This is a genomic window from Micromonospora sp. IBHARD003 (genome assembly GCF_056106285.1).
Genome location: NZ_JBWBBX010000001.1, coordinates 6,687,493 through 6,708,317, shown reverse-complemented (window position 1 = coordinate 6,708,317; position 20,825 = coordinate 6,687,493). Strand labels below are relative to the sequence as shown.

The following is a 20,825-nucleotide window of genomic DNA, read 5'->3' as shown; positions in this document are numbered from 1 at the left end:
CCCGGATCAGCGCGGTTCAGCGCATCGGACCGAGGCGGGAGCGGCCGCCGCGTGCGGACGACCGGAGGGAGCGGGCGCCGGTCCCCGACGCGCCGCTCATTGCGGCCATGGCGAGCCCGAGGCAGAGCGCCAGGGCACCGACGATGACGTTGTTGACGATCGTGCGCATGGTGGAGACGTCTCCGGCGACGACCCACGGGCTGATGATCGTCCATGCTCCGATGGCGATGGCACACCAGGCCATGGCATGGGTCCGCTCGTAGGCCGAGCCGAGCCCGCTCATGCACAGGACGTAGGCGACACCGGTGATGAGATTGGATACGGCCAGCGTGGTGAAGCCGTTGAAGCCGGCTATCCACGGTGAGGCCGCCAGATAGAGACCCGTGAGCAGGGCCAGGGTTTCTATCGCCTGGGCACGTGGCGTGGCGGTCGCCCGTTCGAAGCGGGCGCGCATCTCGGCGAGGTCGGGGTGTTGCTCGATGCTCGGGTGTGTGGTCATGGTGGGCCGCCTCCTTTGGGAGCCTGGCATGGCCCTTCACCTGCAATGAAACGCTTTTTGTGCCGTCCCGGTCAACGGGTGTGCGCATGGGACTGTCAGACCCTTCTGGGAAGCTCCGAGCATGGAGACGACGCTGCAGCTGACGATCGACTGTGCCGACCCGCCGAGGCTCGTGGCCTTCTGGTGCGAGGCGCTCGGCTATGTGCCCGAGCCGCCGCCCGGCGGGTATGCCACCTGGCGGGACTACTGGGCCGGCATGGGGGTGCCCGAGGAGGAGCTGACCGACGGGGCCGGGGAGAGTCCGGAGTCGATCGTCGACCCCGGGGGCCGGGGCCCGCGGGTGTGGTTCCAGTGCGTCCCCGAGCCCAAGTCGGTCAAGAACCGGGTGCATCTCGACCTGAAGGTGGGCGGCGGCCGGGATGTGCCGCTCGCGGTCCGTACCCGGCGTGTGACGAGCACGGTGGAGCGGCTGACGAAGGCCGGCGCCACCGTGCTGCGCGTCATGGACGAGCCGGGGATGGAGTACTACGCCGTGGTGCTCCAGGACCCGGAGGGCAACGAGTTCTGCGTGGTGTGACGCCCTGCTCCGGACCGACGGAGCGTCAAGCCGTGAGCCCGCTTGTGTGGTTACCCACGGGCTCGGGGCATCGGATGGGTGTCAGGCGCCGGGAGCGGCGTGGACCCGTTCGCCTCCGACGTAGGTCAGTGCGACCGTCGTCCCGGCGATGGCCTCGGGCGGTCCCGCGTAAGGATTGCCGTCCAGGACGATCAGGTCGGCGAGCGCCCCGGTCCGTATGGCGCCGGTGTCGTCGAGGTGGTTCACATACGCCGAGCCCGCGGTGTACGCGGTGAACGCGTCGGTCAGGCCGATGCGTTCACCGGGCAGGAACACCGGGCCGGACTCACCGGGCAGCACCCGGTTGACGGCGACATGGACGCCCTGCATCGGATCGGGGCTGCTGACCGGCCAGTCGCTGCCCGCGGCGAGCGTCGCCCCCGCGCGCAGCAGCGCTCCGAACGGATACTGCTGCGCGGCGCGTCCCGGGCCGAGGAAGGGGATGGTCAGTTCGTCCATCTGCGGTTCGTGGGCGGCCCACAGGGACTGCATGTTGGCGGTGGCTCCGAGCTGGCGGAAGCGCGTGATGTCGTCGGGGTGCACGACCTGGAGATGTGCCAGATGCGGACGGGTGTCGCTGGGGCCGTTGACCTTCCTGGTGGCTTCGACCGCGTCCAGGGCGTCGCGTACGGCGCGGTCGCCGAGCGCGTGGAAGTGTGCCTGGAAGCCCAGCGCGTCCAACGCGGTGACATAGCCGCCCAGTCGGGCAGGGTCGATGAAACTGGTGCCGCGATTGGCGGTGGCACAGCCGCAGCGGTCCAGATACGGCTCGAGGAGGGCGGCGGTACCGGTCTCGGCCACACCGTCGAGCATGATCTTCACGCTGGTGGCACGGAACCGGTCGTGCGTCAACGCGCGCCTGCGTTCGACCAGTTCGGGAATCTGCTCCGCTCCCCGCTCACGGTCCCACCACAGCGCACCGACGACCCGGGCGGTGAGCAGTCCCTCCTGGGCTGCCGTCAGATAGGTGTCCGACGGATCGTCCATGCCGAGGAAGTCCCCGATGAGCGCGTCCTGCCAGGCCGTGATGCCCAGGGCGTGCAGATGGCTCTGGGCGTGGAGGAGCGCGGCGAGCCGGTCGGCGGCGGTGGCGGGCGGCGTGAGGCGGCCCACGAGTTGCATGGCCCCTTCCTGGAGCATGCCGGTGGGCTCCCCGGATGCGTCACGCTCGATCCGGCCGTCGGCGGGGTCGGGGGTGTCACGGGTGATTCCGGCGAGCCGCAGGGCGGTGCTGTTGGCCCAGGCTCCGTGGTGGTCGCGGTTGGGCAGGTAGACAGGCCGGTCCGGGACGATGGCGTCGAGCAGTTCCTTCGTCGGCAGGCCGCCGTCGAAGGCGTCCATGGACCAGCCGCCACCGGTGATCCACTCGTGGTCGGGATGCGCCGCGGCGTAGGCGCGTACGGCGTCCAGGGTGCTTTCCGCCGTCCCGGCCTCGGTCAGATCGCACTGGGTCAGCTCAAGACCTGCCGGGACCGGGTGGACATGGGCGTCCTGGAAGCCGGGCATCAGCAGCCGCCCCGCGAGGTCGACGACCTCGGTCCTGGGACCGATCAGATCCCGTACGTCGTCGTGGGAGCCGACGGCGGTGATCCGGTCGCCGGTGACGGCGACCGCGGATGTCCGCTCGTCGGGATCCGATCCGGGTGTGAGGACGGGGCCTCCGGTGAAGACGAGGTCGGCATGACGGGAGTGCATGGAGAGTTGTCCGTTTCTCTGGTCAGTGAGGTACTGGTCATCGGTCAGGAGGTGCTGGTGGTGCCGGTGGTGCCGGTCCGAGGCAGGCGGTCGCAGGACGTCCCCCGGAGTCCGCCCGGTCGGCCCCCCGTGCCCGGCCGGCCGGGCACCGGTCAGGACTGTGCGGTCGACGTGCCGGCGAGCAGCCGGGCGTCGTCGGCATCGGTACCGCGGCCCGTGCCGAAGTACGCGGACTTGCGGCCCCACTTGGCCCAGGCGGCGGCGACGAACCCGGAAGCGATCATGAGCCCCGGCACCAGCAGCATGAACCAGCCGTTGTCGGCGCTCGCCTCGAAATGGTCGGCCGAGTCGTAGAAGGACCAGGCGAGGTAGGCGCCGAGGGCGAGCAGCGCGACAGCGCTGAGCGTGGGCAGGACCACCGCGCGGACGCCCTGCCACGGCTCGTCGCGCAGCAGCGCCCGGAAGCGCACGGCCGCGGCGAAGGCGATGAGGGCGTACGAGAGGGCGACGACGATGCCGATCGCGTTGACCGCGGCCAGGATCAGATCGGCGAGCTTGGGGATGACCAGCGCCAGGACGGCGACGGAGACCGCGAGGCCGCCGATGACGAGCGTGCCGGCCGCGGGCGTCCCGTACCGCGGGCTGATCCTGGACCACACGGGTCCCACCGTGCGGTCCCGGCTCATCGCGAACATGCCCCGCGCGGCCGGGATCACCCCGGCCTGGAGTGAGGCGACGGCCGAGAACATCAGCGCCACCAGCGGCAGCGCGGCCAGCGGCTGGGAGGCGAGCCGTTCGCCGAAGAAGGCCAGCCCCTGTGCGCCGTGGCCCACGAGCTCCTCTTCGCCCAGCACCCGCTGGAAGGCCACCGAGCCGAGCAGGAACAGCGCCAGCATGGTGAACAGGGTGGTGAATCCGGCACGCGAGGCGTCACGGGGGTCCCGGACCTCCTCGTTCACGGTGAAGGCCGCCTCGAAACCCCAGTAGCAGAACACCGACAGCAGCAGTCCCTGGGCGAGCGCCGCCGGCGAGGGGATGGCGAAGGGGTTGAACCAGTCGAGGCTGAAGGCGTGCGGTCCGGTGACGATGCCGTAGCCGCAGAAGCCCAGCAGCACCAGGTACTCGAACACCAGCAGCCAGCCCTGGAACCTGGCGGCGGTGCGCACTCCGGTGACCGCGGTGAAGGTGACGGCCGCGAGGACCAGGATGCCCACCGCGGTCGACTGGGCCGTGGAGTCGGGGTCGAGCGCGACTCCCGCGACCGTACCCAGCCCGGCCTGCCCGGCCAGTTGCAGGATCGCGGATCCGGTGACCGCGGTGGTGTACGCCAGGAAGACGATCGTGGCGACGATGGCGAGCCACCCCACGAGGAAGCCGAGCCAGGGATTGAGCGAACGGCCCACCCAGACATAGCCGTTGCCGGCGTTCGGTTCGACCCGGTTGAGGCGGGAGAAGGCGCCCGCGATCCCGAGTACGGGCAGAAAGGCGACCAGCATGATCGCGGGCAGATGGAGCCCGACCACGGCGGCGGTCACACCCAGACCGATACCGATGCTGGTGGTCGCCGCCGTGCTCGAGGCGGCGATGGCGACGCCGTCGACGACGCCGAGGGACTTGCGCAGGGAGGCATGCGCGGGAGCGTCCGCGCTGTAGGAGGTTTTCGTTGTCATGGCCGACTCCGCTCACCCGGGGGGCCGTGGCGGGCCCCGGTGACCGCACATGAAACTGTCGGTGGACTTCACAGGTCAATGCCGTTGTCATAAGGTGCGGAGCCCGAGGAGAGGAGGACCCGATGAGCGAACGTGTCGTTTCCCCACAGGCGCGGCAGCGACGGCGGCCCACCAAACAGGGCGTCGTGCTGTCGGAGGAGCTGATCGTCGAGACGGCGCTGCGTCTCCTCAGGGAACACGGCGCCGACGCCCTGACGGTGCGCAGGCTCGGGCTCGCCCTCGGCGCCGACCCCAGTGCGCTGTACCGCTACTTCCGCAACACCGACGATCTGCTGCTCGCCATCGCCGACGAGCTCATCGGCCGTACGCTGCACACCTGGACGCCGACCGGCGACTGGCGGGCGGACCTGCGTACCCTCGGGCTGCGGATGCACGCCGACTACCTGGCGCATCCGCAGGCCGCGGTGCTGAGTGCCTGCCGGGTGACCGGCCGTCTCCACGAGATCCAGTCGGTGGAGACGATCATCGGGCTGCTGCGGGGCGCCGGCTTCCCGGACGCCGAGGCGGTACGGATCTACCACGCCTTCGTCGACCAGGCCCTGGCGTTCGCGGCACTGGACTCCGCGGCCATGGCACTGCCCCCGGCGGCGCAGGAGGCGGACCATGCGGTATGGCGGTCGACCTATGCCGAACTGCCCGACACGACCCACCCGAATATCGCCGCCACGGCACGGCACCTGATGGCCGACATGAATCTCAGCGCCTATCCGACGGCCCTCGACCTGCTGCTCACGGCGGCGGCTGCGCGGCTGGAGCAGGTGCGTCCTCCGCCGCGTCATCGGGAGCGACCAGGTCCTGGGTGAGCGGGATCCGGGCGAGGGCGAAGGCACCCGCCGCGATGAGCGCGAAGCCGAGCAGCTGCGGCAGCAGCCACCAGCCGGAACGGATGTGCTCCTCGTAGACGGCGACGCCCAGGGCGAGGCTTACCATCGCGTCACCCAGTGTGATCGCGGGCTGTGAGGCCACCAGCGGACCTGCCTGCATCGCGTTCTGCAGCAGGAAGAGCGCCCCCGCTCCCGCCGCGGCGAAGCTGTAGGTCTGCCAGGCGGTGAAGAAGGCCACGGCGCCCTGGTCGTCCAGGATGTGGGTCGCCTCCTTCATCAGCGCCGCCGTCAGCGCGAAGCAGATCGCGGTGGCCGTCCCCAGACACGCCGCCCGCACCCGCCCCTCGGGTCGTCGCAGCGCCACGACGGAGAGCACGACCACCGCTCCGACACAGGCGACGAGGGCGGGCAGCCAGCGGTCCAGCGGGACATGGGTGCGATTGCCGGTGGGGGCGAGCGCCGCGAGGGCGATGCCCAGGCCCAGCACCACACCGGCCACGGCGATCCAGCCGGTGCGGGCGAGATGGCGGCGCATCAGCAGCGACGCCACGATCAGTGTGAGCGGCAGTTCGAGGACGAAGAGCGGTTGAACGACCGTCAGCGGGCCGGTGTTCAGGGCCAGTGCCTGGCAGAGACCCGCGGTGATGACGGCCAGGATCCCGGCGAGCCACACGGGACGGCGCAGCAGATCGAGCATGAGCCCGGCGCGAAAGCCCTGGGAACTCGGCACGCTCGTCGCGGCCTTGCGCTGCAGCACGGTGGCGACGGCGTTGCTGAGCGCGGCGGCGAGCGCGAACAGCACGGGGACGATCATGTGCGTGCGACCTCCCGCCTCGGCATACGCCTGCTGCCATGGTGGCCCTGGCCCGGCGGTCCCCGCGATCCGGACGGGCCGTCCGGTACAGCGGGCGGCACCTGGCTCGGGGCCTTGCCGGGCTGCGGACCGGATGGCCTCGTCCCACAATGGGAGGCGTCCCGCAAAGGGATCAGGTCGCCAAGCGCGACCGGCTCACGGAGCCGGGACGCGGCGTCGGCTGAGAGGAGTCTGCCGGATGGCCGACTCCCCGAACTGATGAGGAACGTGCCCATGCGCGCTGAGTCGTCGCCGGCCGCGCGGACGGGGGATTTCATCGCGCTCACGGTCGCACGGTGGTGCATGCGGCGGTGCCGGACGCCCGTTCGAGGTCACCCGCGCGCGATCACCGCCCGTGCGGCGGCCGGGGCCGGTCCCCGTGCCGGTGCGGGGCGGGGGGCCACGGCACCGGAGGGCCTGCGGTGACCGGCGGGGCGGAGCGGACGGCGATCCTGCACCGCGCGATCCGGGTGACGGTCGCGACGAGCATCGGGTTCTACACCTTCCTCTACGGCCTGCATCAGTCCGAGCTGGCCCTGTACGCGCTCTTCGCACCCATCGCGCTGGGTGTGCTGTCCCCGATCCCCGGATCCGGGCGCCAGCGGGCGGTCGTGATGCTGAAGTGCCTGCCCGTTGCGCTGCTGCTGGTGACGCTGGGGACACTGCTTGCGGTGCACACCTGGGCGGCTGTGCTCGGGATGCTCGTCGTCGGCTTCATCCTGGCCTTCGCGGCGGTGGCGGGGCCCCTCCCCGCGGGCGCGGGCCCGGGGCTCCAGCTCTTCTACATCCTGGCCTGCTTCCCGCCGTACGCCCCCGACACGCTCGGCCTCCGGCTGGCCGGCCTCACCGTGGGAGTGCTGCTGCTGGCCGCGTGTGAGGTGTTCCTGCTTCCCGCTCCGGCGCCCGCGACCTACCGGACCCGTCTGGCGGACGCGCTCGATCTCGCGGCGGGCGCCGCCCGCGCCCCCGCGTCCGTCCCGCCCGAACAGCTCCGCGCCACGGGCCAGGAGCTGCGTTTCTCCAAACTTCCCCCGGCCGAGCTGCCCGCCGGACCGGGCCGCAGGGACCGCGGCATGTCGCAGGCCGGCAACGCGACGCGACGCCTTCTCGATCAGCTCGCCCGCTTCGCCGAGTCGGCGCACGCGCTGCCGCAGCCGGGTGCTTCGGCGGCCGCGTGCAGGGGGGCGGAGCTCGCGCACATCGCCTGTGATTCGCTCCTCGGCCGGGTCGCCGCGCTGTGCACCACGACGGCCGAGGCCCTGCGCGAGGACCGCCCTCCAGTGCGGCCCGGTGCCCTGGAGAGGGCGATCGACGACTTCCAGTCGCTGCGCATCGGGCAGGCGATAGGGCCTGCGGAGGCCGTGCCGTCCGCCCCGGTGCTGCGGCGTCAGGCGCTGGTACTGGGCGTCGCGGAGTCCGCACGGATCGTGGAGACCTCGGTGTGGGTGGGGCTCGACGGCCGGCGCACGGGACCGATCACGCCGCGGGAGCTGTTCTGGTACGCGGAGTCGAGCACTCCTGCGCTGTGGGCCAGGCGGCTGTTCGGAAACATGACCCTCCAATCGGTGCTGTTCCAGAACGCGGTGCGCACGGCACTGGGGCTGGGCGCGGCACGGCTGGTGGCCGGGTCGCTCGACCTGGCGCACGGATTCTGGGTGCTGCTGGTCGTACTGACGCTGGGGCGGACCACTGCCGGGGAGACCTGGTCGGCGATCCGCAAGGCGGTCGCGGGGAACCTCGTAGGCGCGGTCGCCGCCGGAGCGCTGCTCGCGGGGTTCGGGCAGCACTCCGAGGTGTACGCGGTCCTCCTCATCCCCGGCATGCTGGCCGGGTTCGCACTGGGGCCGATGCTGGGGATCGCCTGGGCACAGGGGCTGTTCACCCTGGTCGTGGCCTGCGCTTTCGCCCAGATCGCGCCGGCCTCGTGGCAGCTGGCCGAGCAGCGGCTCGTGGCCGTCGTGACCGGCAGCGCGATCGGACTGCTGTGCGGGCTCATCGCCTGGCCGGCGGGCGCCCGGCGTGAAGTGCGCCGGACCATGGCGGCCCTGCTCCGGTCCTTCGGCCCGCTGATCACCGGCACGGTCGAGGTGCTCCTCGCCACCCCGCCGGGCGCGAAGACCCCGCCGTCCACCCTGCCCGCGCTGCACCGGCTGCGGCTCGCGGAGACCGCGTACTCCCAGGCCCGAAGCGAGCCGATGCCCACGTCGGGGCCCCTCGCCGACTGGCACGGCCTGCTCGCGGCCGCGAACCACGTCCTGCTCGGCGCGCTGTGGCTGCCCCGGTTCGACCTGCCCGTGGTCGCCGTCCCGTCCGGCCCTGCCGGATGGGCGCGGGACTCCGCGGCACGGCTGGAGGCGACCTGCGACCGGATCGCCGCACTGGCCACCGACGACGGCGACGTCCGGCCGAGGGCTCCGGACCAGGGCCCGCTCCCGCTGCCCGCGGACGGACGTCCGCTGCCGATGCTGATCGATCTGGAGGTCTGGCTGAACAGCCTGATGGCACAGCTCGGCAGGATCGAACCGTCGGTCCGGGAGTCGATGCGCCCCGGTGCCGGTCGGGACGGGCAGGAGTCCTCCGGCCATACGGCGCCCGGGTCCGGCGACGGCGACCCTGGACCCGGCGGGAGCGGGACGCCCGGACCGGGCGGGGGCGTCCGTCCCGGCGGTGCCTGAGATGGGTGTCAGGTCCCCCGGCGATGCGCGCCGCGAGCGGTGGCGGACGGTCGTGGGCCACGGGTGGGCCTGGTGGCTGCCGTTCGTCGCCGTACTGCTCGATCTGACCGCCGAGCTCGCCGTGCGCGGCCAGGAACCCGTGAGTTTCCTGCTCATCGGCGTACCGCCGCTGACCGCGGCGACGCGCGGCCCCTGGGGCACGATGGTGTCCACCGCGGTCTGCCTCGGTCTGCAGATGGTGCTGGCCGCCCTGCGGCCTGGTCACTTCGCCGAACAGCACCATGTGGCCCTTTACGTCGGCACTCTGCTCATCGGGACCGCCAGCACGGCTCTCTCCTGGCAGCGCGAGCGCACCCGGCGGCATCTGATCCGCGCGCATTCGGTGGCCGAGGCGATGCAGGAGACCCTGCTGCGCCCGGTGTCGGCACGGCTGGGCCCCGTACGCGCCGCGGCCTTCTACTCGGCGGGCGAGGGCGGGACGCTGGTGGGCGGCGATCTGTACGAGGTGTGTGCGACGCCGTACGGAGTGCGGGCACTCATCGGCGATGTGCGCGGGAAGGGACTGGACGCGGTCCAGACGGTCGCCGCGGTGCTGGGCAGCTTCCGGGTGTCCGCGCACGAGTGGAAGAGTCTGAGCAGCCTCGCGGACCGGCTCGAGCTCAGCATCGCGCGCAACAGCCCGGCCGGTGACGAAGGGGATCCCGAGATGTTCGTGACCGCCCTGCTGCTGGAGTTCCCGGCCGGGGCCGACGGGGTGGTGCGCATCGTGGACCGCGGCCATCCGGCGCCCGTCGTCGTCGGCCCGCAGGGCGCACGACTCCTGGCGACCGCGCCGGCCCTTCCGCTCGGGCTCGGTGGACTGGGTCCGGGCGGGCCGGTCGAAACGACGGTGCACCGGCTGGGGCCCGGTGAGGTCATCGTCGTCCACACGGACGGGGTGAGTGAGGCGCGTGACGCACGCAGTGCGTTCTATCCGGTGCAGGAGCGGCTCGAGGAACAGTTCGGCGGTGTGCGCGGCGCACGGAACCCGGACCCGGAGACGGTCGTCGCGTTCCTGCGCTCCGACACGGAGCGCTGGTCGTCGGCTGCTGTGAACACCGACAACGACGACCAGGCGGTCCTCGCCCTGACCCTCGCCCCGGGATCTCCCGGAAGCTGAGGTCGTGTGCCGGCCGGTACGCCGAAGAGGCACCGGGCTCCGGCATGACCTGGGAGGGAGCGCCCGAGGCCGAAGGGGGTGCCGACGGCGGAGCGGTACGGATACGGGCACGCGGACCGGTGCCGCGATGCGCATTACGGTCTGGTCACATGCGCCGGGGCCTTCCGGCGCTCATAGGACCATCGTGCGGGCCGAGTGGGATCATGTACCCGTCCGGGGTGCGCCCCGGTGGGCGGAGGCCGAGCAGGATGTACCCGTCAGATGAGGCGAGTGGTGAGGCTGTGCAGCAAGCTGGGGTCACCGCCCCGTGAGGGGAGAAGGTGATCGTGTGGCGGCCGATCGCGGGGACTGGCTCCAGAACCGCCGCGGGCTCCGCACGTCCGAGGCCGAAGGCCCCGGCACCTGGGCTCTCGAGGACGTGCTGCGGGGAACCACCGCGGGATTCGCCGTCCTCGACGCGGACCTGCGCTATCTCTTCGCCAACTCCGCTTTCTGCCGGATCACCGAGGAGTCGCCCGACAAGCTCGAGGGCCGTTCGCCCAGCGCGCTCGCGGAGCAGTACCTCGGTCCCGCGGACGTGCTCGCGCAGGTACGGGACGACGGGATCACCCGCACCCGGGTGACCGGTCCCGGCGGCCACTGCCACACGACCTGTATCCGGCTGGAGGACCGCGGGGAGACGGCCGGCGTCCTGTGCATCGTCGTCGAGACCTCCGTTCCCGAGCTGTACGAAGAACTGAAGCTGACACGTGCCCGGCTCGCGGCCGCGGACGAATCCGTCGACCGGATCGGGACTTCCCTCGACGAACCGGCCACCTGCAAGGAGCTGGCGGACTTCCTCAGTCCGGGGATCGCGGACGCGGCGGCGGTCGACGTCGTCCCCGCTCCACCGCCGAAGCGTGCCCTGCGCAGAAGGCCCGTACCGGCCCGGATACGCAGGGCCGCGGTCGCGGGGCGCGGCGACCTGTTCGGCGACGGGAAGCCGGACGGCGCGGCCGGAGATGCCGCCGAGTCGGTGGCGGCACGTGCCATCGCGTCCGGCCTCCCGGCCACCGACCACACCGTGGCCACCGGCGCCGCGTTGCTCGCCGTACCGCTCGCGGAGGCGGGCGGCACGGTCACGGGTGTCGTTCTGCTGGCCCGCGCGCAGTCCGGGTTCAGCCGGAACGACATCCTCATCGCCCGCCATGCGGCGCGGCGCGCCGCCGTCGCCATCGCACACGCCAGGGAGTTCGCGGCCGAGCAGGAGACGACGGTCGAGCTGCAGCGCGCCCTGCTGACCGAGCCGGGCAAACCGCACCCCAACCTGGATCTCGCCACCCGCTATCTCCCGGTGGGCAGCCGCAGTCTGGTGGGCGGCGACTGGTTCGAGACGGTACGCCTGCACTACGGACGGACCCTGCTCGTCATGGGCGATGTGATGGGCCACGGGGTCGAGGCGGCCGTCGAGATGAACACCTACCGCGCGATGCTGCGCGACGTCGCCGCCGCCGATCTGCCGCCGCACCGGGTACTGCGGCAGCTCGACCTCGCGATAGCCGACACCAGCGCACGGCCCGCGACCTGTCTGCTGGTCCGGGTCGATCCGGCCAGGCAGCTCGCCACCTTCTCCAGCGCGGGTCATCTTCCGCCCGTGGTGTTCACCCGTGACGGGGCCGCGGAGGTGATCGACGTACCGCCGGGGCCGCCGCTCGGAACCGGCCTCGGGGGCTACGAGCCGGTCACCCGCTCGCTCACACCCGACGACACGCTGCTGCTGTACACGGACGGGCTGGTGGAGCGGCGCGGCGAGGACATCGACGAGTCACTGGCACGGCTGACCCGGGTGCGGGTGCCGTGCCGGACCCCCGTGGAGGACTTGGCCGACCTGGTGGTCAGGGAGTTGGGCGCCGAAGACGCCGAGGACGATGTGGCCCTCCTCGCGGCGCGCATCCGCCCGCGCCGTCCGGTCCTCACCGGGGAGGAGCAGACGATGGAGGGCGTCCCGAGCTGAGCCGCGTCGGGTCGCCCGGGCCTCCGGGGGGTAGTCGTAGCGGATGAACCCCCTGAAGCCCGCCACCTTGTCGTACAGAGCGCGGGCTGCGGTGTTGCCCTCCTGGGTGGTCCAGTAAAGGCGCGAGGCCCCCCGCTCCCGCGACACATCGGCCACCTTCTCGATCAGCATCCGCGCCACGCCCCGGCCGCGCGCGCTCAGTTCCTCCGCAACAGCAGCAACGCGACGTCGTCGGCACGCTCGTGCCGTTGTGCCGTGTGCCGGACCATGCTGTCGGCGAGCATCTCCAGGGGGGCGTCCCCGACCGCGGCGAGGTGGGCGCCGAGGTCGGCCAGGGCCTCGTCGAAGTCGACGTCCGGCGCCTCGATGAGCCCGTCGGTGTAGAGGGCCAGCACCGATCCCCGGGACAGCGGGAACTCCGTTGCCGGATAGGGGCATTCGGGGTCGATGCCGAGCAGCGCGCCTCCGGGTGTGTCGAGGACGTGGACGGAACCGTCCGGTTCGCGCAGCAGCGGATGCGGGTGACCGGCGCGGGCGATGCGGGCGACGTCGCCCGTCGGATCGATCTGCACGTACACACAGCTGACGAAGAGCTCGGCGTCGAGGTCGAACAGCAGCCGGTTGGTGCCGGCCATGATCTCGCCCGGCGACTGACCCACCGCCGTGAAGGCACGGACGGCGGTACGCACCTGGCCCATCAGCCCGGCCGCGGTCACGTTGTGGCCCTGGACGTCTCCGACGACCGCGGCCGTCACCGGGCCGACGCCGCCCACGAGGTCGTAGAAGTCACCGCCGATCTCCATCCCCTGTGTGGCGGGCAGATACCGTGCGGCCCGCTCCAGGCCGGGCAGTTGGGGCAGGGAGTGGGGCATCAGCGCGGCCTGCAGCCCACGGGCCAGCCGGTGCTTGGTGTCGTACAGACGGGCCCGTTCGACGGCCTGGGCGAGCAGGCTGCCCAGGCTGGTGAGCACGGCCCGGTCGTCGGTGGAGAAGTGGTGCGGCTCCGCGTAGCCGAGGACGACGGTGCCGACCGGGCGGCCGGAGGCGATCAGCGGGAGATACGCCCAGGCTGACATGCCGTCGCGGGTCGAGCCCCGGCCCGGGTACGCCTGTTCGACCTCGTCGCGGGACTCGAAGAAGGCGGGTATCCCGGTGACCAGCACCCGCGCCGCCGGGGCATGCGCGGTCAGCGGCATTCCGTGGAGCTGCTCCACGGTCTGGTGCTCGTACCCACGGTGCCCGAGCACATTCAGCCGACCGCCCTCCGCCACGAGGACGACCAGCGCCTGGCCACCGACGGCCGGCAGGAACTCGTCCCCGGCCAGGGCGATCACATCGTCGACACCGGCCGCCTCCGTCAGCCCGCCCGCCAGGCTCAGCACATGGGACATGACCGAGAGCCGGGCCTGCGCCCCCTCGCCGGCCCGCCGGCCGGAGCCGCTCTCCATGCCGGCGGGTGTGATGCGCATGGTGATACCGCTGGTGCTGGGGTGGAGCCGGAAGGAGAGCCAGTCGCCGGGCGGGCGCTGCGCCACGAACGAGGTGGGCTGCTGGCTGATCAGGGCAGCGCGGTAACGGTCCTCGTACAGCGGGTCGTTCAGCCAGGGCAGTGCGCCCCACGGCTTGCTGCCGAGCAGACGTGTGCGGTCGAGCCCGACGAGCTCGACGGCGGCGTCGTTCACGAAGGTGATCCGGCCGTTGAGGTCGAGCGAGCACAGCCCGTCCGGCACCCGGCTCACCATCCGCACCGCCTCCACGGCGCTGGACTCACCGCCCAGGGCCGGGCCTTCGAGCACATCGGGCTCGGGGTGCACGGGCCGTCCCAGCTCGGCGGCGCGCTCCAGCCGTACGGCGAGCCTGCGGCAGGCCGCGGTGAGGTGGTCCCGTTCCCAGTCGGAGAGCACCGCGGGGTGGGTTCCCGGCCAGGTCACGAACACCGCCCCGTAGACCGTCCCGGCCGTGGCCACCGGGGCCGCCGCCAGCGCGAACGGATACGGAAGCACGACGGAGACACGCGGATAGCGGGCAGCCATCTCCTCCTCGCTGCCGACCCAGACCAGCCGCCGCTCGCGCACCGCGTCGGCCACCGGCACCGGCATGGTGATGCCGACCCGCTGCCAGGGCGCCGCGAACGCCCGCGGCAGCCCGGCCATCAACGCCATCTCCAGGGTCCGTCCGTCGTCGGACAGCAGGTACACGGCACCGGCGATGGCGTCGATCTCGTCCATCATCCCGGCCAGGGCGAGCGACAGCAGCGGCTGTCTGCCGCCGCCTCCGGGGGCGGCAGGGGTCGGCGAAGCGGACGGGGGCCGGTCGGTCACGTCCGGCTCACCTCCTCCGCTGGCGGGGATGTGGCGATGTGCGAGGCGGATAGGTCCGGGCCCTCCCCGGGCGGCCCGGACGAACGGCTAGGGGGCTTCTGACCCGGGGGCACGGGCGGACGGGGAATCGGGCACGGGCCGGGATTGCGGGTTGTCCGGCTGCCGGCCCGGTATATCGGGCAGTCCGGGCGGCAGCTCGACCGGGGGTGTGATCTCGGGCGAAGTGCCCGGCTCCGTGACGTCCCCCGGCGGATGACCGGTCGAAGGGCCTTCCGTCGAAGGGCCTTCCGTGGAAGGGCTCTCCCGCCCGGGGCTTTCCCCCCCGGGGCTTTCGGGCTCCGGGCTCGTGGACGCGGGCGAGGAGGGCGGGCAGTCGTCGTTCCGGTCGCCCGGCGCGCAGCTCTCGGCCGGGGAGGTGTCCCCGGGGCTGGTGACGCGGCCGGACTTCGGCGTGTCCCCGGGCCGGATGGAGCCGTTGGTCTTCGGCGAAGCCGGGACCTCGGTCGGGGTGGTGGGGTTCTCGGGCGGCGATACCGGCTTGTCACGCGCGCCGGTGTCGGCCCGGTCGCGCGAGAAGTACGAACGATCGCCGAGGTCGAGCACCACGAAGGCATCAAGGCTACGGGGAGCGGGCTCGACGATCACGACACGCGACTGGTCGAATCCGGCCCATGTCTCGCCCTTCCGCTCGAGGCTGCGCTGGACCTCCACGGGGGGTGTGAGCGGGTTGCCGCAGGCACACCGCACCCGGGGCACCCCCCGGGCGTCGACGAGGACGGCCGTGCCGGCCTGCAGGACGGCCTGGTACGAGGTCGCCTTTCCGTCCTTGTAGCCGTGGTTGGTGACCCGGGTGTCCAGCCTCAGCCGCAGTGAGGTCATCGAGCGGAGGAAGCCGGGGACGGCGGACGCCTCGACGCCCAGGACCGCGGCGAAGGCCCGGTTCTTCTCGGGCTCGGAGGAGAGGTACGTGATCTGTTTCCCGACGTCACAGCTGGCGGCCTTGCGCGTACCGCCGTACAGGCCCGGAGTCGCTCCGTCCACACCCCGGACATAGGTGCCGGACGCCGTCGCGGTCGCGGTGGCGTTGGTGTCCGGCAGGGCGGCGGGCGGGGCGTCCGCGGTGCCGTTGGCGGTGGAGGGGGTGAAGGGGTCGGGGCCCGTCGCGTTCGCGGGCTGCATGAAGATCTCCCCCGATGCCACCGGGGTGCCGCTGGGGCGGGTGAGGACGATGGCGAGGGCGGTGGCGACGACGACCAGGGCCGTGACCGCGGCGATCTTCGGTATGGACCGGTACCACGGCTCGCCGTCGCCCGCACCCGCAGCGCCTCCCGCGCCTCCGTGCCCGCGCGGGCCGCCCCCGCCGTGCGCACCTCCGCCACCGCCACCGTCCGCGGGCCCTCCCGGTCCGCCCTGCCCTCCGCCGGACGGGCGGGGGCCGCCTCCGCTCGGCGGTCCGGCGGGCGGCCCGGACGGCGAGGGCCGCGATGTCGTGTCCCGACCCGAGAGGGGGCCGGAGGGAGGTCCTTGGGGTTGGGATGACGGCGGCTGGTCGCTCACAGGCTCTTCCTCCGGGCGCGGGCGGTCACAGGCCCTTCTGACCCCCCCTGCCCCTTACGTCTCTTCGGTCCTGCCTCCCCCTCCCCCGCCCCCGGGCCTTCCCCGACCCTCCGACCCATGGGCGTTCCCTCCCCCTTGGCATTGTTTGTCGCGCTTTCTCCTTCGACCTCATTGTGTGCTCGGGCGCGGTATGGCCCGCAAGCCGACATCACCGGCATCCGGGGCCCCGCGGCACCGGTCCCGACGGTCCCGGACCAGGGAACACACGGCGTTCCCGCCACTGCGCGCGATCAGCCCCGCCCGGCGCGCGCACCCGGTCCGCGCTGCTTAACGTGGCAGCGTGAGCGAGCACCCCGGCAGCGTGAACCAGCGGGGATCGGCCTCCCGGGGCGGTGTCGCACGCGGCGCCCGGGACTGGGCCGACGCGCTGGCCGCGGCCGTGGGGGGCCTCGTCTCCATGATCGTCGTCGCTGCTCTCGGGCTGTGGGCGGCGGGCGGCACCGGTCTCCCCGAGAACTCCATGCCGCGTGTCGTCGCCGCCGTCACCGTGATGGCGGCGGGCGGCTCCGTGGGCCTCGCCGGGGACGCCGGGGTGATCGCCGAGTCCCAGGCGGAACTCACCGTCCTGCCGCTCTCCGTCAGCCTCGCGGGCGCCCTGGTGACGGCCTGGCTGTTCCTGCGGCCGCTGCGGCACCGGGCCGTCGCGGGTACGGGCGAGCTGCTCCTGCGCTTCGGCCGGCTCGCGCTCTTCTGGCTGCTGGGCCTCGCCGGCCTCACCGCTCTGGCACGGCAGACCTTCGAGATCGGGCTCGGCGAGGACTCGCTGCTCAGCGATATCGGGGACGTTCTCGACGCGACACCCGAGGTGGGCTTCACCGCACACATCGGGCCCACCCTGGTGTTCGGTCTGCTGTGGCTGATCGGGGTGATCGCGGTGGCACTGATCGTGTCACGGCGTGCCCCGCTGCCCGCCCGGCTGGTGCGCTTCCAGGAGTCCGTGCGTCCGGCCGCGTTCGCGATGGTGGCGCTGCTGCTCACCTATGTCGTCGTCGGTCTCTGCGCCGGGCTGGTCGTCGCCGCGACACAGGGACACGCCGGCCGCACGTTCGCCGTGATCCTCCTCGCGCTGCCGAACCTGGCCTGGCTGGCGCTCACCCTCGGGCTGGGGGCGTCGTGGGACGGCACGGTGAAGGGGCCGTTCGGGCTGCCGGTGCCCGGCCTGCTGGACGAGGTGCTGCGTACGCCGGAGGGATCGACGCTGAACCTGTCCACTCTGTCCGAACGCGACGGCCGGGCATGGTGGCTGCTGGTGATCGCCGTGGTGCTGGTGATCGCCGCCGCCTTTCTGTCGGCCGCGCGGTCGCCGGCGCGGTTCCGTCCCTGGGAGCACGCCGTCCATATGGGTGTCGCGCTGGCCCTGACCGTGCTGGTGGTCTGTCTGCTCGTCCGTGTCACCGCTCGTTACGGGCTCTCGATCATCGGAATCGGCGACATCGGCGGCCTGGGCGGGGAGGTGTCGCTGCAGCCTCACTGGTGGGGTGCCGTGGGGCTGGGGCTGGTCTGGGGGCTGGCCGCCGGGTTCATCGGTTCGGCCCTCGCGGCTCCGGTGCGCCGCCGCGGCGAGGTGCCGGCCGGCCGCGAGGCCGGGCCGCACGGCCCTGGACCCGAGGACCAGGGGCGGGGCGGGGACGGCGGGGCCGCGGCGCCCTGATCGGGTTCAGCCGTCGCCGCCGCGGCCGCCGCCGCCCGAGTCACCCGAGCCACCCGAGCCACCCGAGCCACCCGAGACGCTGCGGCTTTCCGCGGCACCCGAGTTCCCGGCGGGGCCCGCCGTGCCCGGGAGCGTGCCGTCCCGGCTGACGATCCTGGTGGAAGGACCGGCCGGGGGCGCCGGTGGGCCGGCCGCCCCGTTGCCGGTGTCCGGTCGGGAATCGGAGCCCGTCCCCTCCTCGGAGCGGCCGGGGGCGCCGGCACCGGACGCGGAGTCTCCCGTCGCGAAGACGGCCAGCTGGTCGCCGTCGCAGTACACCCAGCGCTCGTGCTCCGCCTCGTACAGCCACATCGCCTCCCCGTCCACGACCATGCCCACCCGCATGCCCTGGGTGTCCCGGCGGAAGGTCTCCCCGTCGACGCGGTGCTCGGCCAGGTCCTCCACCGCGCGCCGGTAGCGGGCCAGCATCTCCCCGGCACGGGTGATCAGCGGCCGGGGGTCCGCCGTGCGCGCGGTCGGCTGTCCGGCGGGCGGCGGGGCCTGCGGCACCGGGACGAGCAGCCGTCCGTCCACCCAGGCGGACCAGCCGTTGGCGCACAGCACATGGCCCCAGTCGCCGCGCCGGTCGAGGAGCTCCACCGGCAGGAAGGGATCGAGCGGTGCGCTGGGCCGGGCGGCGTCGGGGCTCTCCCAGGTGGACAGTCCGTCACCGGGGACGACATGCGTGGGCCGGAAGCCGGGGACGGCGGCGAATTCGGTCACGTCGGCACCGCCGGCTACTTCCGCATGACCTCGGGCTCGTGGCGTCGCAGCAGCCGCGCGACGACGAACCAGAGGAAGACGCAGTACACCACCATCACGGCCATGTTCTGCAGCCACAGGCCGGTGGAGTGTTCGAACAGGGGGTCGGCGGTGTCGGGTCCCGGCACGATGCGGGCGATGTCCACGGTGTCCGCCATGGCGGCGAAGGCCCACCGGGCCGGGACCAGCCAGGCCAGTTGCTCCATGCCCAGCACACCGCTCAGCTTCAGCAGCGCGCCGCAGAAGACGATCTGGACCATGGTGAGGAGGACCAGCAGCGGCATGGTGACCTCCTCCTTGGGCACGAGCGCGGAGATCACCAGGCCCATCATCATCGAGGTGAACGACAGCAGCGCCACGGCCAGGGTGATCTCGATGAGCGGGGGCAGCATGACGCCGAGGCCCTTGGGGGTGCTGAGATCGACGCCGAGGAGACCGACCAGGGTGAGCACCACGGCCTGGGCGACCGTGATCACGCCCAGGACGACCACCTTGGACATGAGGTACGCGGATCTCGACAGCCCGACCGCGCGCTCCCGCTGGTAGATGGTCCGTTCCTTGACGAGCTCGCGGACCGCGTTCGCCGCACCGGTGAGGACTCCGCCGACGCACAGCACGAGCAGGGCGTCCAGCGCGGTCTCCTGGGTGAACTTGCTGCCGGCCAGGCCCCGGGCCATCGCGCCCATGCCGAACGGCAGCGCGATCATGATGATCAGGAAGGTGCGGTCGGCGCTGAGCACGGACGCGTAGCGCCGTATCAGGGTGCTCAGTTGGGCGAACCAGCTCTGCGACTTGGGCGGTGGCGCCACGTCGACGGACTGCCGGTCCTGGTCGGAGCGCGGCTGGGCACCGGTGGCGATGTACTGGTGGAAGTACGGGGAGGCGCGGTACTGACCCGCCCAGTCACGGGTGCGGTCGTTCTCGAACGCCTCGAAGGCGACCGGCCAGTCCTCGAAGCCGAAGAACGGCAGGGCGTCCTCGGGGGTCCCGAAGAAGGCGATCCTGCCGCCGGGCGCGAGCACCAGCAGCTTGTCGCACACATCCAGGCTGAGCACGCTGTGCGTGACGACGATGACCGTACGGCCGTCGTCGGCGAGGCCGCGCAGCATATGCATGACCGAACGGTCCATGCCGGGGTCGAGCCCGGACGTCGGTTCGTCGAGGAACAGCAGCGACGGCTTCGTCAGCAGCTCGAGGGCGACGCTGACCCGCTTGCGCTGTCCGCCCGAGAGGGTGTGGATGGGCTGGTCCGCGCGCTGTTCCAGGCCGAGTTCATGGATGACCTCGTCGACCCTGGCTTCGCGTTCGGTCTCGGCCGTGTCCTCGGGAAAACGCAGTTCGGCGGCGTAGGAGAGGGCGCGGCGCACGGTGAGCTGGAGGTGCAGGATGTCGTCCTGGGGAACGAGCCCGATGCGCCGGCGCAACTCGGCGTAGTCGCGGTAGAGGTCGCGGCCGTCGTAGAGCACGGTGCCGTGATTGGCGGGCCGCAGCCCGGTGAGTGCGTTGAGGAGCGTGGACTTTCCGGCGCCGCTCGGCCCCACGACGCCGAGCAGGCACTTCTCGCCGACGGGGAAGGAGACGTGGTCGAGCAGGACCTTCCTGCCCTCGTCCACGGAGACGGCGAGGTCCTGGACGTCCAGGGAGACTTCGCCGGAGTCGACGAACTCCTGCAGCTCGTCGCCGACGAGGCAGAAGGAGGAGTGGCCGATCCCGACGATGTCCAGGGCGGAGACGGGGGCGCGGGTGACGCGCTGGCCGTTGAGGTAGGTGCCGTTGTGGCTGCCGAGGTCGACGATCTCGAAGCCGCCGCCGGGCAGGGCGCGCAGTTCGGCGTGCCGGCGCGAGACGATGAGGTCGTCGATGACGAGGTCGCTGTCGGGCGCGCGGCCGATCCTGACGGTGCGGGTGGGCAGCGGGCGCACGGTCGTCGGCTGCCGGAAGGTGCCGGTGGCGGCGGTGATGGCGACGGCGGAGTGCCGGTTCGCGGCGGACGGAGGAGAAGGCGGCCGCGGTTCGGGCGCCGCCCTGTCCACGAGGACGGCCCGGGGGCCGTCCTGCGGGTTGCCGAACCGTATGACGCTGCCGGGGCCCACGCCCCATTCCTGGATGCGCCGGCCTTCGGTGTAGGTGCCGTTGGTGCTGTTCTCGTCCTCCAGCGTCCAGTGGTCGGACTCGGTCCGCAGGACGGCGTGGTGCCAGGACACCCGGGCGTCGTCGATGACGATCTCGCTCTGAGGATCCCTCCCGACGTGGTACACCCGGTCCGGGCTCATGAGCGTGGAGCCCCCGTCGGTTTCGATGACCAGCTCGGGCGCGGTCGGCGCTGCGGGCCGCTCAGCCATGCCCTCGATTTTAGCTTTTGCCCTGTTTGTCCGCCCGGCGGCGCAAGGC

General features: G+C 72.4%; 14 protein-coding genes and 1 pseudogene. 6 read left to right on the top strand and 9 right to left on the bottom strand.

Annotated features, from left to right (window positions below; genetic code table 11):
• Window positions 1-16 precede the first annotated feature (16 nt).
• Window positions 17-499 (bottom strand): SPW repeat protein, encoded by a 483-nt coding sequence (locus ACTWOL_RS29440; protein WP_474299858.1) that lies wholly within the window; start codon window positions 497-499, stop codon window positions 17-19.
• A 121-nt stretch (window positions 500-620) separates the two neighbouring features.
• On the opposite strand from ACTWOL_RS29440, the gene ACTWOL_RS29435 reads away from it, so the two are divergent.
• Complete coding sequence (locus tag ACTWOL_RS29435; RefSeq protein WP_474299857.1) at window positions 621-1,076, top strand: VOC family protein; 456 nt, start codon at window positions 621-623, stop codon at window positions 1,074-1,076.
• A gap of 81 nt (window positions 1,077-1,157) precedes the next feature.
• Here the strand turns inward: ACTWOL_RS29435 and ACTWOL_RS29430 are convergent, their stop codons facing one another.
• Both ACTWOL_RS29430 and ACTWOL_RS29425 read right to left on the bottom strand, forming a co-directional pair.
• Window positions 1,158-2,810, bottom strand: a complete 1,653-nt coding sequence (locus ACTWOL_RS29430; protein ID WP_474299856.1) for an amidohydrolase — start codon at window positions 2,808-2,810, stop codon at window positions 1,158-1,160.
• A 152-nt stretch (window positions 2,811-2,962) separates the two neighbouring features.
• The gene (locus ACTWOL_RS29425) at window positions 2,963-4,480 is read right to left on the bottom strand and encodes an APC family permease (RefSeq protein WP_474299855.1); all 1,518 of its coding nucleotides are present in this window, start codon (window positions 4,478-4,480) and stop codon (window positions 2,963-2,965) included.
• Between the two features lie 122 nt (window positions 4,481-4,602).
• Here ACTWOL_RS29425 and ACTWOL_RS29420 point away from each other — a divergent pair, with 122 nt between their 5' ends.
• On the top strand, window positions 4,603-5,343 hold the full coding sequence (locus ACTWOL_RS29420) for a TetR/AcrR family transcriptional regulator (RefSeq protein WP_474299854.1): 741 nt from the start codon (window positions 4,603-4,605) through the stop codon (window positions 5,341-5,343).
• Here the strand turns inward: ACTWOL_RS29420 and ACTWOL_RS29415 are convergent.
• Window positions 5,270-6,178, bottom strand: coding sequence for a DMT family transporter (locus ACTWOL_RS29415; protein WP_474299853.1), 909 nt, complete (start codon window positions 6,176-6,178; stop codon window positions 5,270-5,272). The genes ACTWOL_RS29420 and ACTWOL_RS29415 overlap by 74 nt on opposite strands.
• A gap of 461 nt (window positions 6,179-6,639) precedes the next feature.
• On the opposite strand from ACTWOL_RS29415, the gene ACTWOL_RS29410 reads away from it, so the two are divergent.
• The 3 genes from ACTWOL_RS29410 (at window position 6,640) to ACTWOL_RS29400 (ending at window position 12,044) form a co-directional block, all read left to right on the top strand.
• Window positions 6,640-8,892, top strand: a complete 2,253-nt coding sequence (locus ACTWOL_RS29410; protein WP_474299852.1) for an FUSC family protein — start codon at window positions 6,640-6,642, stop codon at window positions 8,890-8,892.
• A gap of 1 nt (window position 8,893) precedes the next feature.
• Window positions 8,894-10,051 carry a PP2C family protein-serine/threonine phosphatase gene (locus tag ACTWOL_RS29405; RefSeq protein WP_474299851.1) on the top strand — a complete coding sequence of 386 codons (1,158 nt, stop codon included), beginning with the start codon at window positions 8,894-8,896 and terminating at the stop codon, window positions 10,049-10,051.
• 328 nt (window positions 10,052-10,379) lie between these two features.
• Window positions 10,380-12,044 (top strand): PP2C family protein-serine/threonine phosphatase, encoded by a 1,665-nt coding sequence (locus ACTWOL_RS29400; protein WP_474299850.1) that lies wholly within the window; start codon window positions 10,380-10,382, stop codon window positions 12,042-12,044.
• 66 nt (window positions 12,045-12,110) lie between these two features.
• Here ACTWOL_RS29400 and ACTWOL_RS29395 read toward each other — a convergent pair.
• From ACTWOL_RS29395 to ACTWOL_RS29385, 3 genes and pseudogenes are all read right to left on the bottom strand, one after another.
• Window positions 12,111-12,245: pseudogene (locus ACTWOL_RS29395) on the bottom strand (GNAT family N-acetyltransferase); the annotation flags it as partial.
• Complete coding sequence (locus tag ACTWOL_RS29390) at window positions 12,242-14,365, bottom strand: SpoIIE family protein phosphatase (RefSeq protein ID WP_474299849.1); 2,124 nt, start codon at window positions 14,363-14,365, stop codon at window positions 12,242-12,244. The pseudogene ACTWOL_RS29395 and the gene ACTWOL_RS29390, both read right to left, overlap by 4 nt.
• Window positions 14,366-14,452: 87 nt before the next feature.
• Window positions 14,453-15,922, bottom strand: coding sequence for a DUF6777 domain-containing protein (locus ACTWOL_RS29385; protein ID WP_474299848.1), 1,470 nt, complete (start codon window positions 15,920-15,922; stop codon window positions 14,453-14,455).
• 340 nt (window positions 15,923-16,262) lie between these two features.
• On the opposite strand from ACTWOL_RS29385, the gene ACTWOL_RS29380 reads away from it, so the two are divergent.
• Window positions 16,263-17,633 (top strand): streptophobe family protein, encoded by a 1,371-nt coding sequence (locus ACTWOL_RS29380; protein WP_474299847.1) that lies wholly within the window; start codon window positions 16,263-16,265, stop codon window positions 17,631-17,633.
• Window positions 17,634-17,639: 6 nt separating this feature from the next.
• Here the strand turns inward: ACTWOL_RS29380 and ACTWOL_RS29375 are convergent, their stop codons facing one another.
• Both ACTWOL_RS29375 and ACTWOL_RS29370 read right to left on the bottom strand, forming a co-directional pair.
• Window positions 17,640-18,395: a hypothetical protein gene (locus tag ACTWOL_RS29375; protein ID WP_474299846.1), complete on the bottom strand. Its 756-nt coding sequence runs from the start codon at window positions 18,393-18,395 to the stop codon at window positions 17,640-17,642.
• A 14-nt stretch (window positions 18,396-18,409) separates the two neighbouring features.
• Window positions 18,410-20,776 (bottom strand): FHA domain-containing protein, encoded by a 2,367-nt coding sequence (locus ACTWOL_RS29370; protein ID WP_474299845.1) that lies wholly within the window; start codon window positions 20,774-20,776, stop codon window positions 18,410-18,412.
• Window positions 20,777-20,825 lie beyond the last annotated feature (49 nt).

What these genes read in the sequence shown, in the direction of transcription:
- ACTWOL_RS29440 (WP_474299858.1), bottom strand. Translation starts at nt 499, where the DNA reads ATGACCACACACCCGAGCATCGAGCAACACCCCGACCTCGCCGAGATG.
- ACTWOL_RS29435 (WP_474299857.1), top strand. Translation starts at nt 621, where the DNA reads ATGGAGACGACGCTGCAGCTGACGATCGACTGTGCCGACCCGCCGAGG.
- ACTWOL_RS29430 (WP_474299856.1), bottom strand. Translation starts at nt 2,810, where the DNA reads ATGCACTCCCGTCATGCCGACCTCGTCTTCACCGGAGGCCCCGTCCTC.
- ACTWOL_RS29425 (WP_474299855.1), bottom strand. Translation starts at nt 4,480, where the DNA reads ATGACAACGAAAACCTCCTACAGCGCGGACGCTCCCGCGCATGCCTCC.
- ACTWOL_RS29420 (WP_474299854.1), top strand. Translation starts at nt 4,603, where the DNA reads ATGAGCGAACGTGTCGTTTCCCCACAGGCGCGGCAGCGACGGCGGCCC.
- ACTWOL_RS29415 (WP_474299853.1), bottom strand. Translation starts at nt 6,178, where the DNA reads ATGATCGTCCCCGTGCTGTTCGCGCTCGCCGCCGCGCTCAGCAACGCC.
- ACTWOL_RS29405 (WP_474299851.1), top strand. Translation starts at nt 8,894, where the DNA reads ATGGGTGTCAGGTCCCCCGGCGATGCGCGCCGCGAGCGGTGGCGGACG.
- ACTWOL_RS29370 (WP_474299845.1), bottom strand. Translation starts at nt 20,776, where the DNA reads ATGGCTGAGCGGCCCGCAGCGCCGACCGCGCCCGAGCTGGTCATCGAA.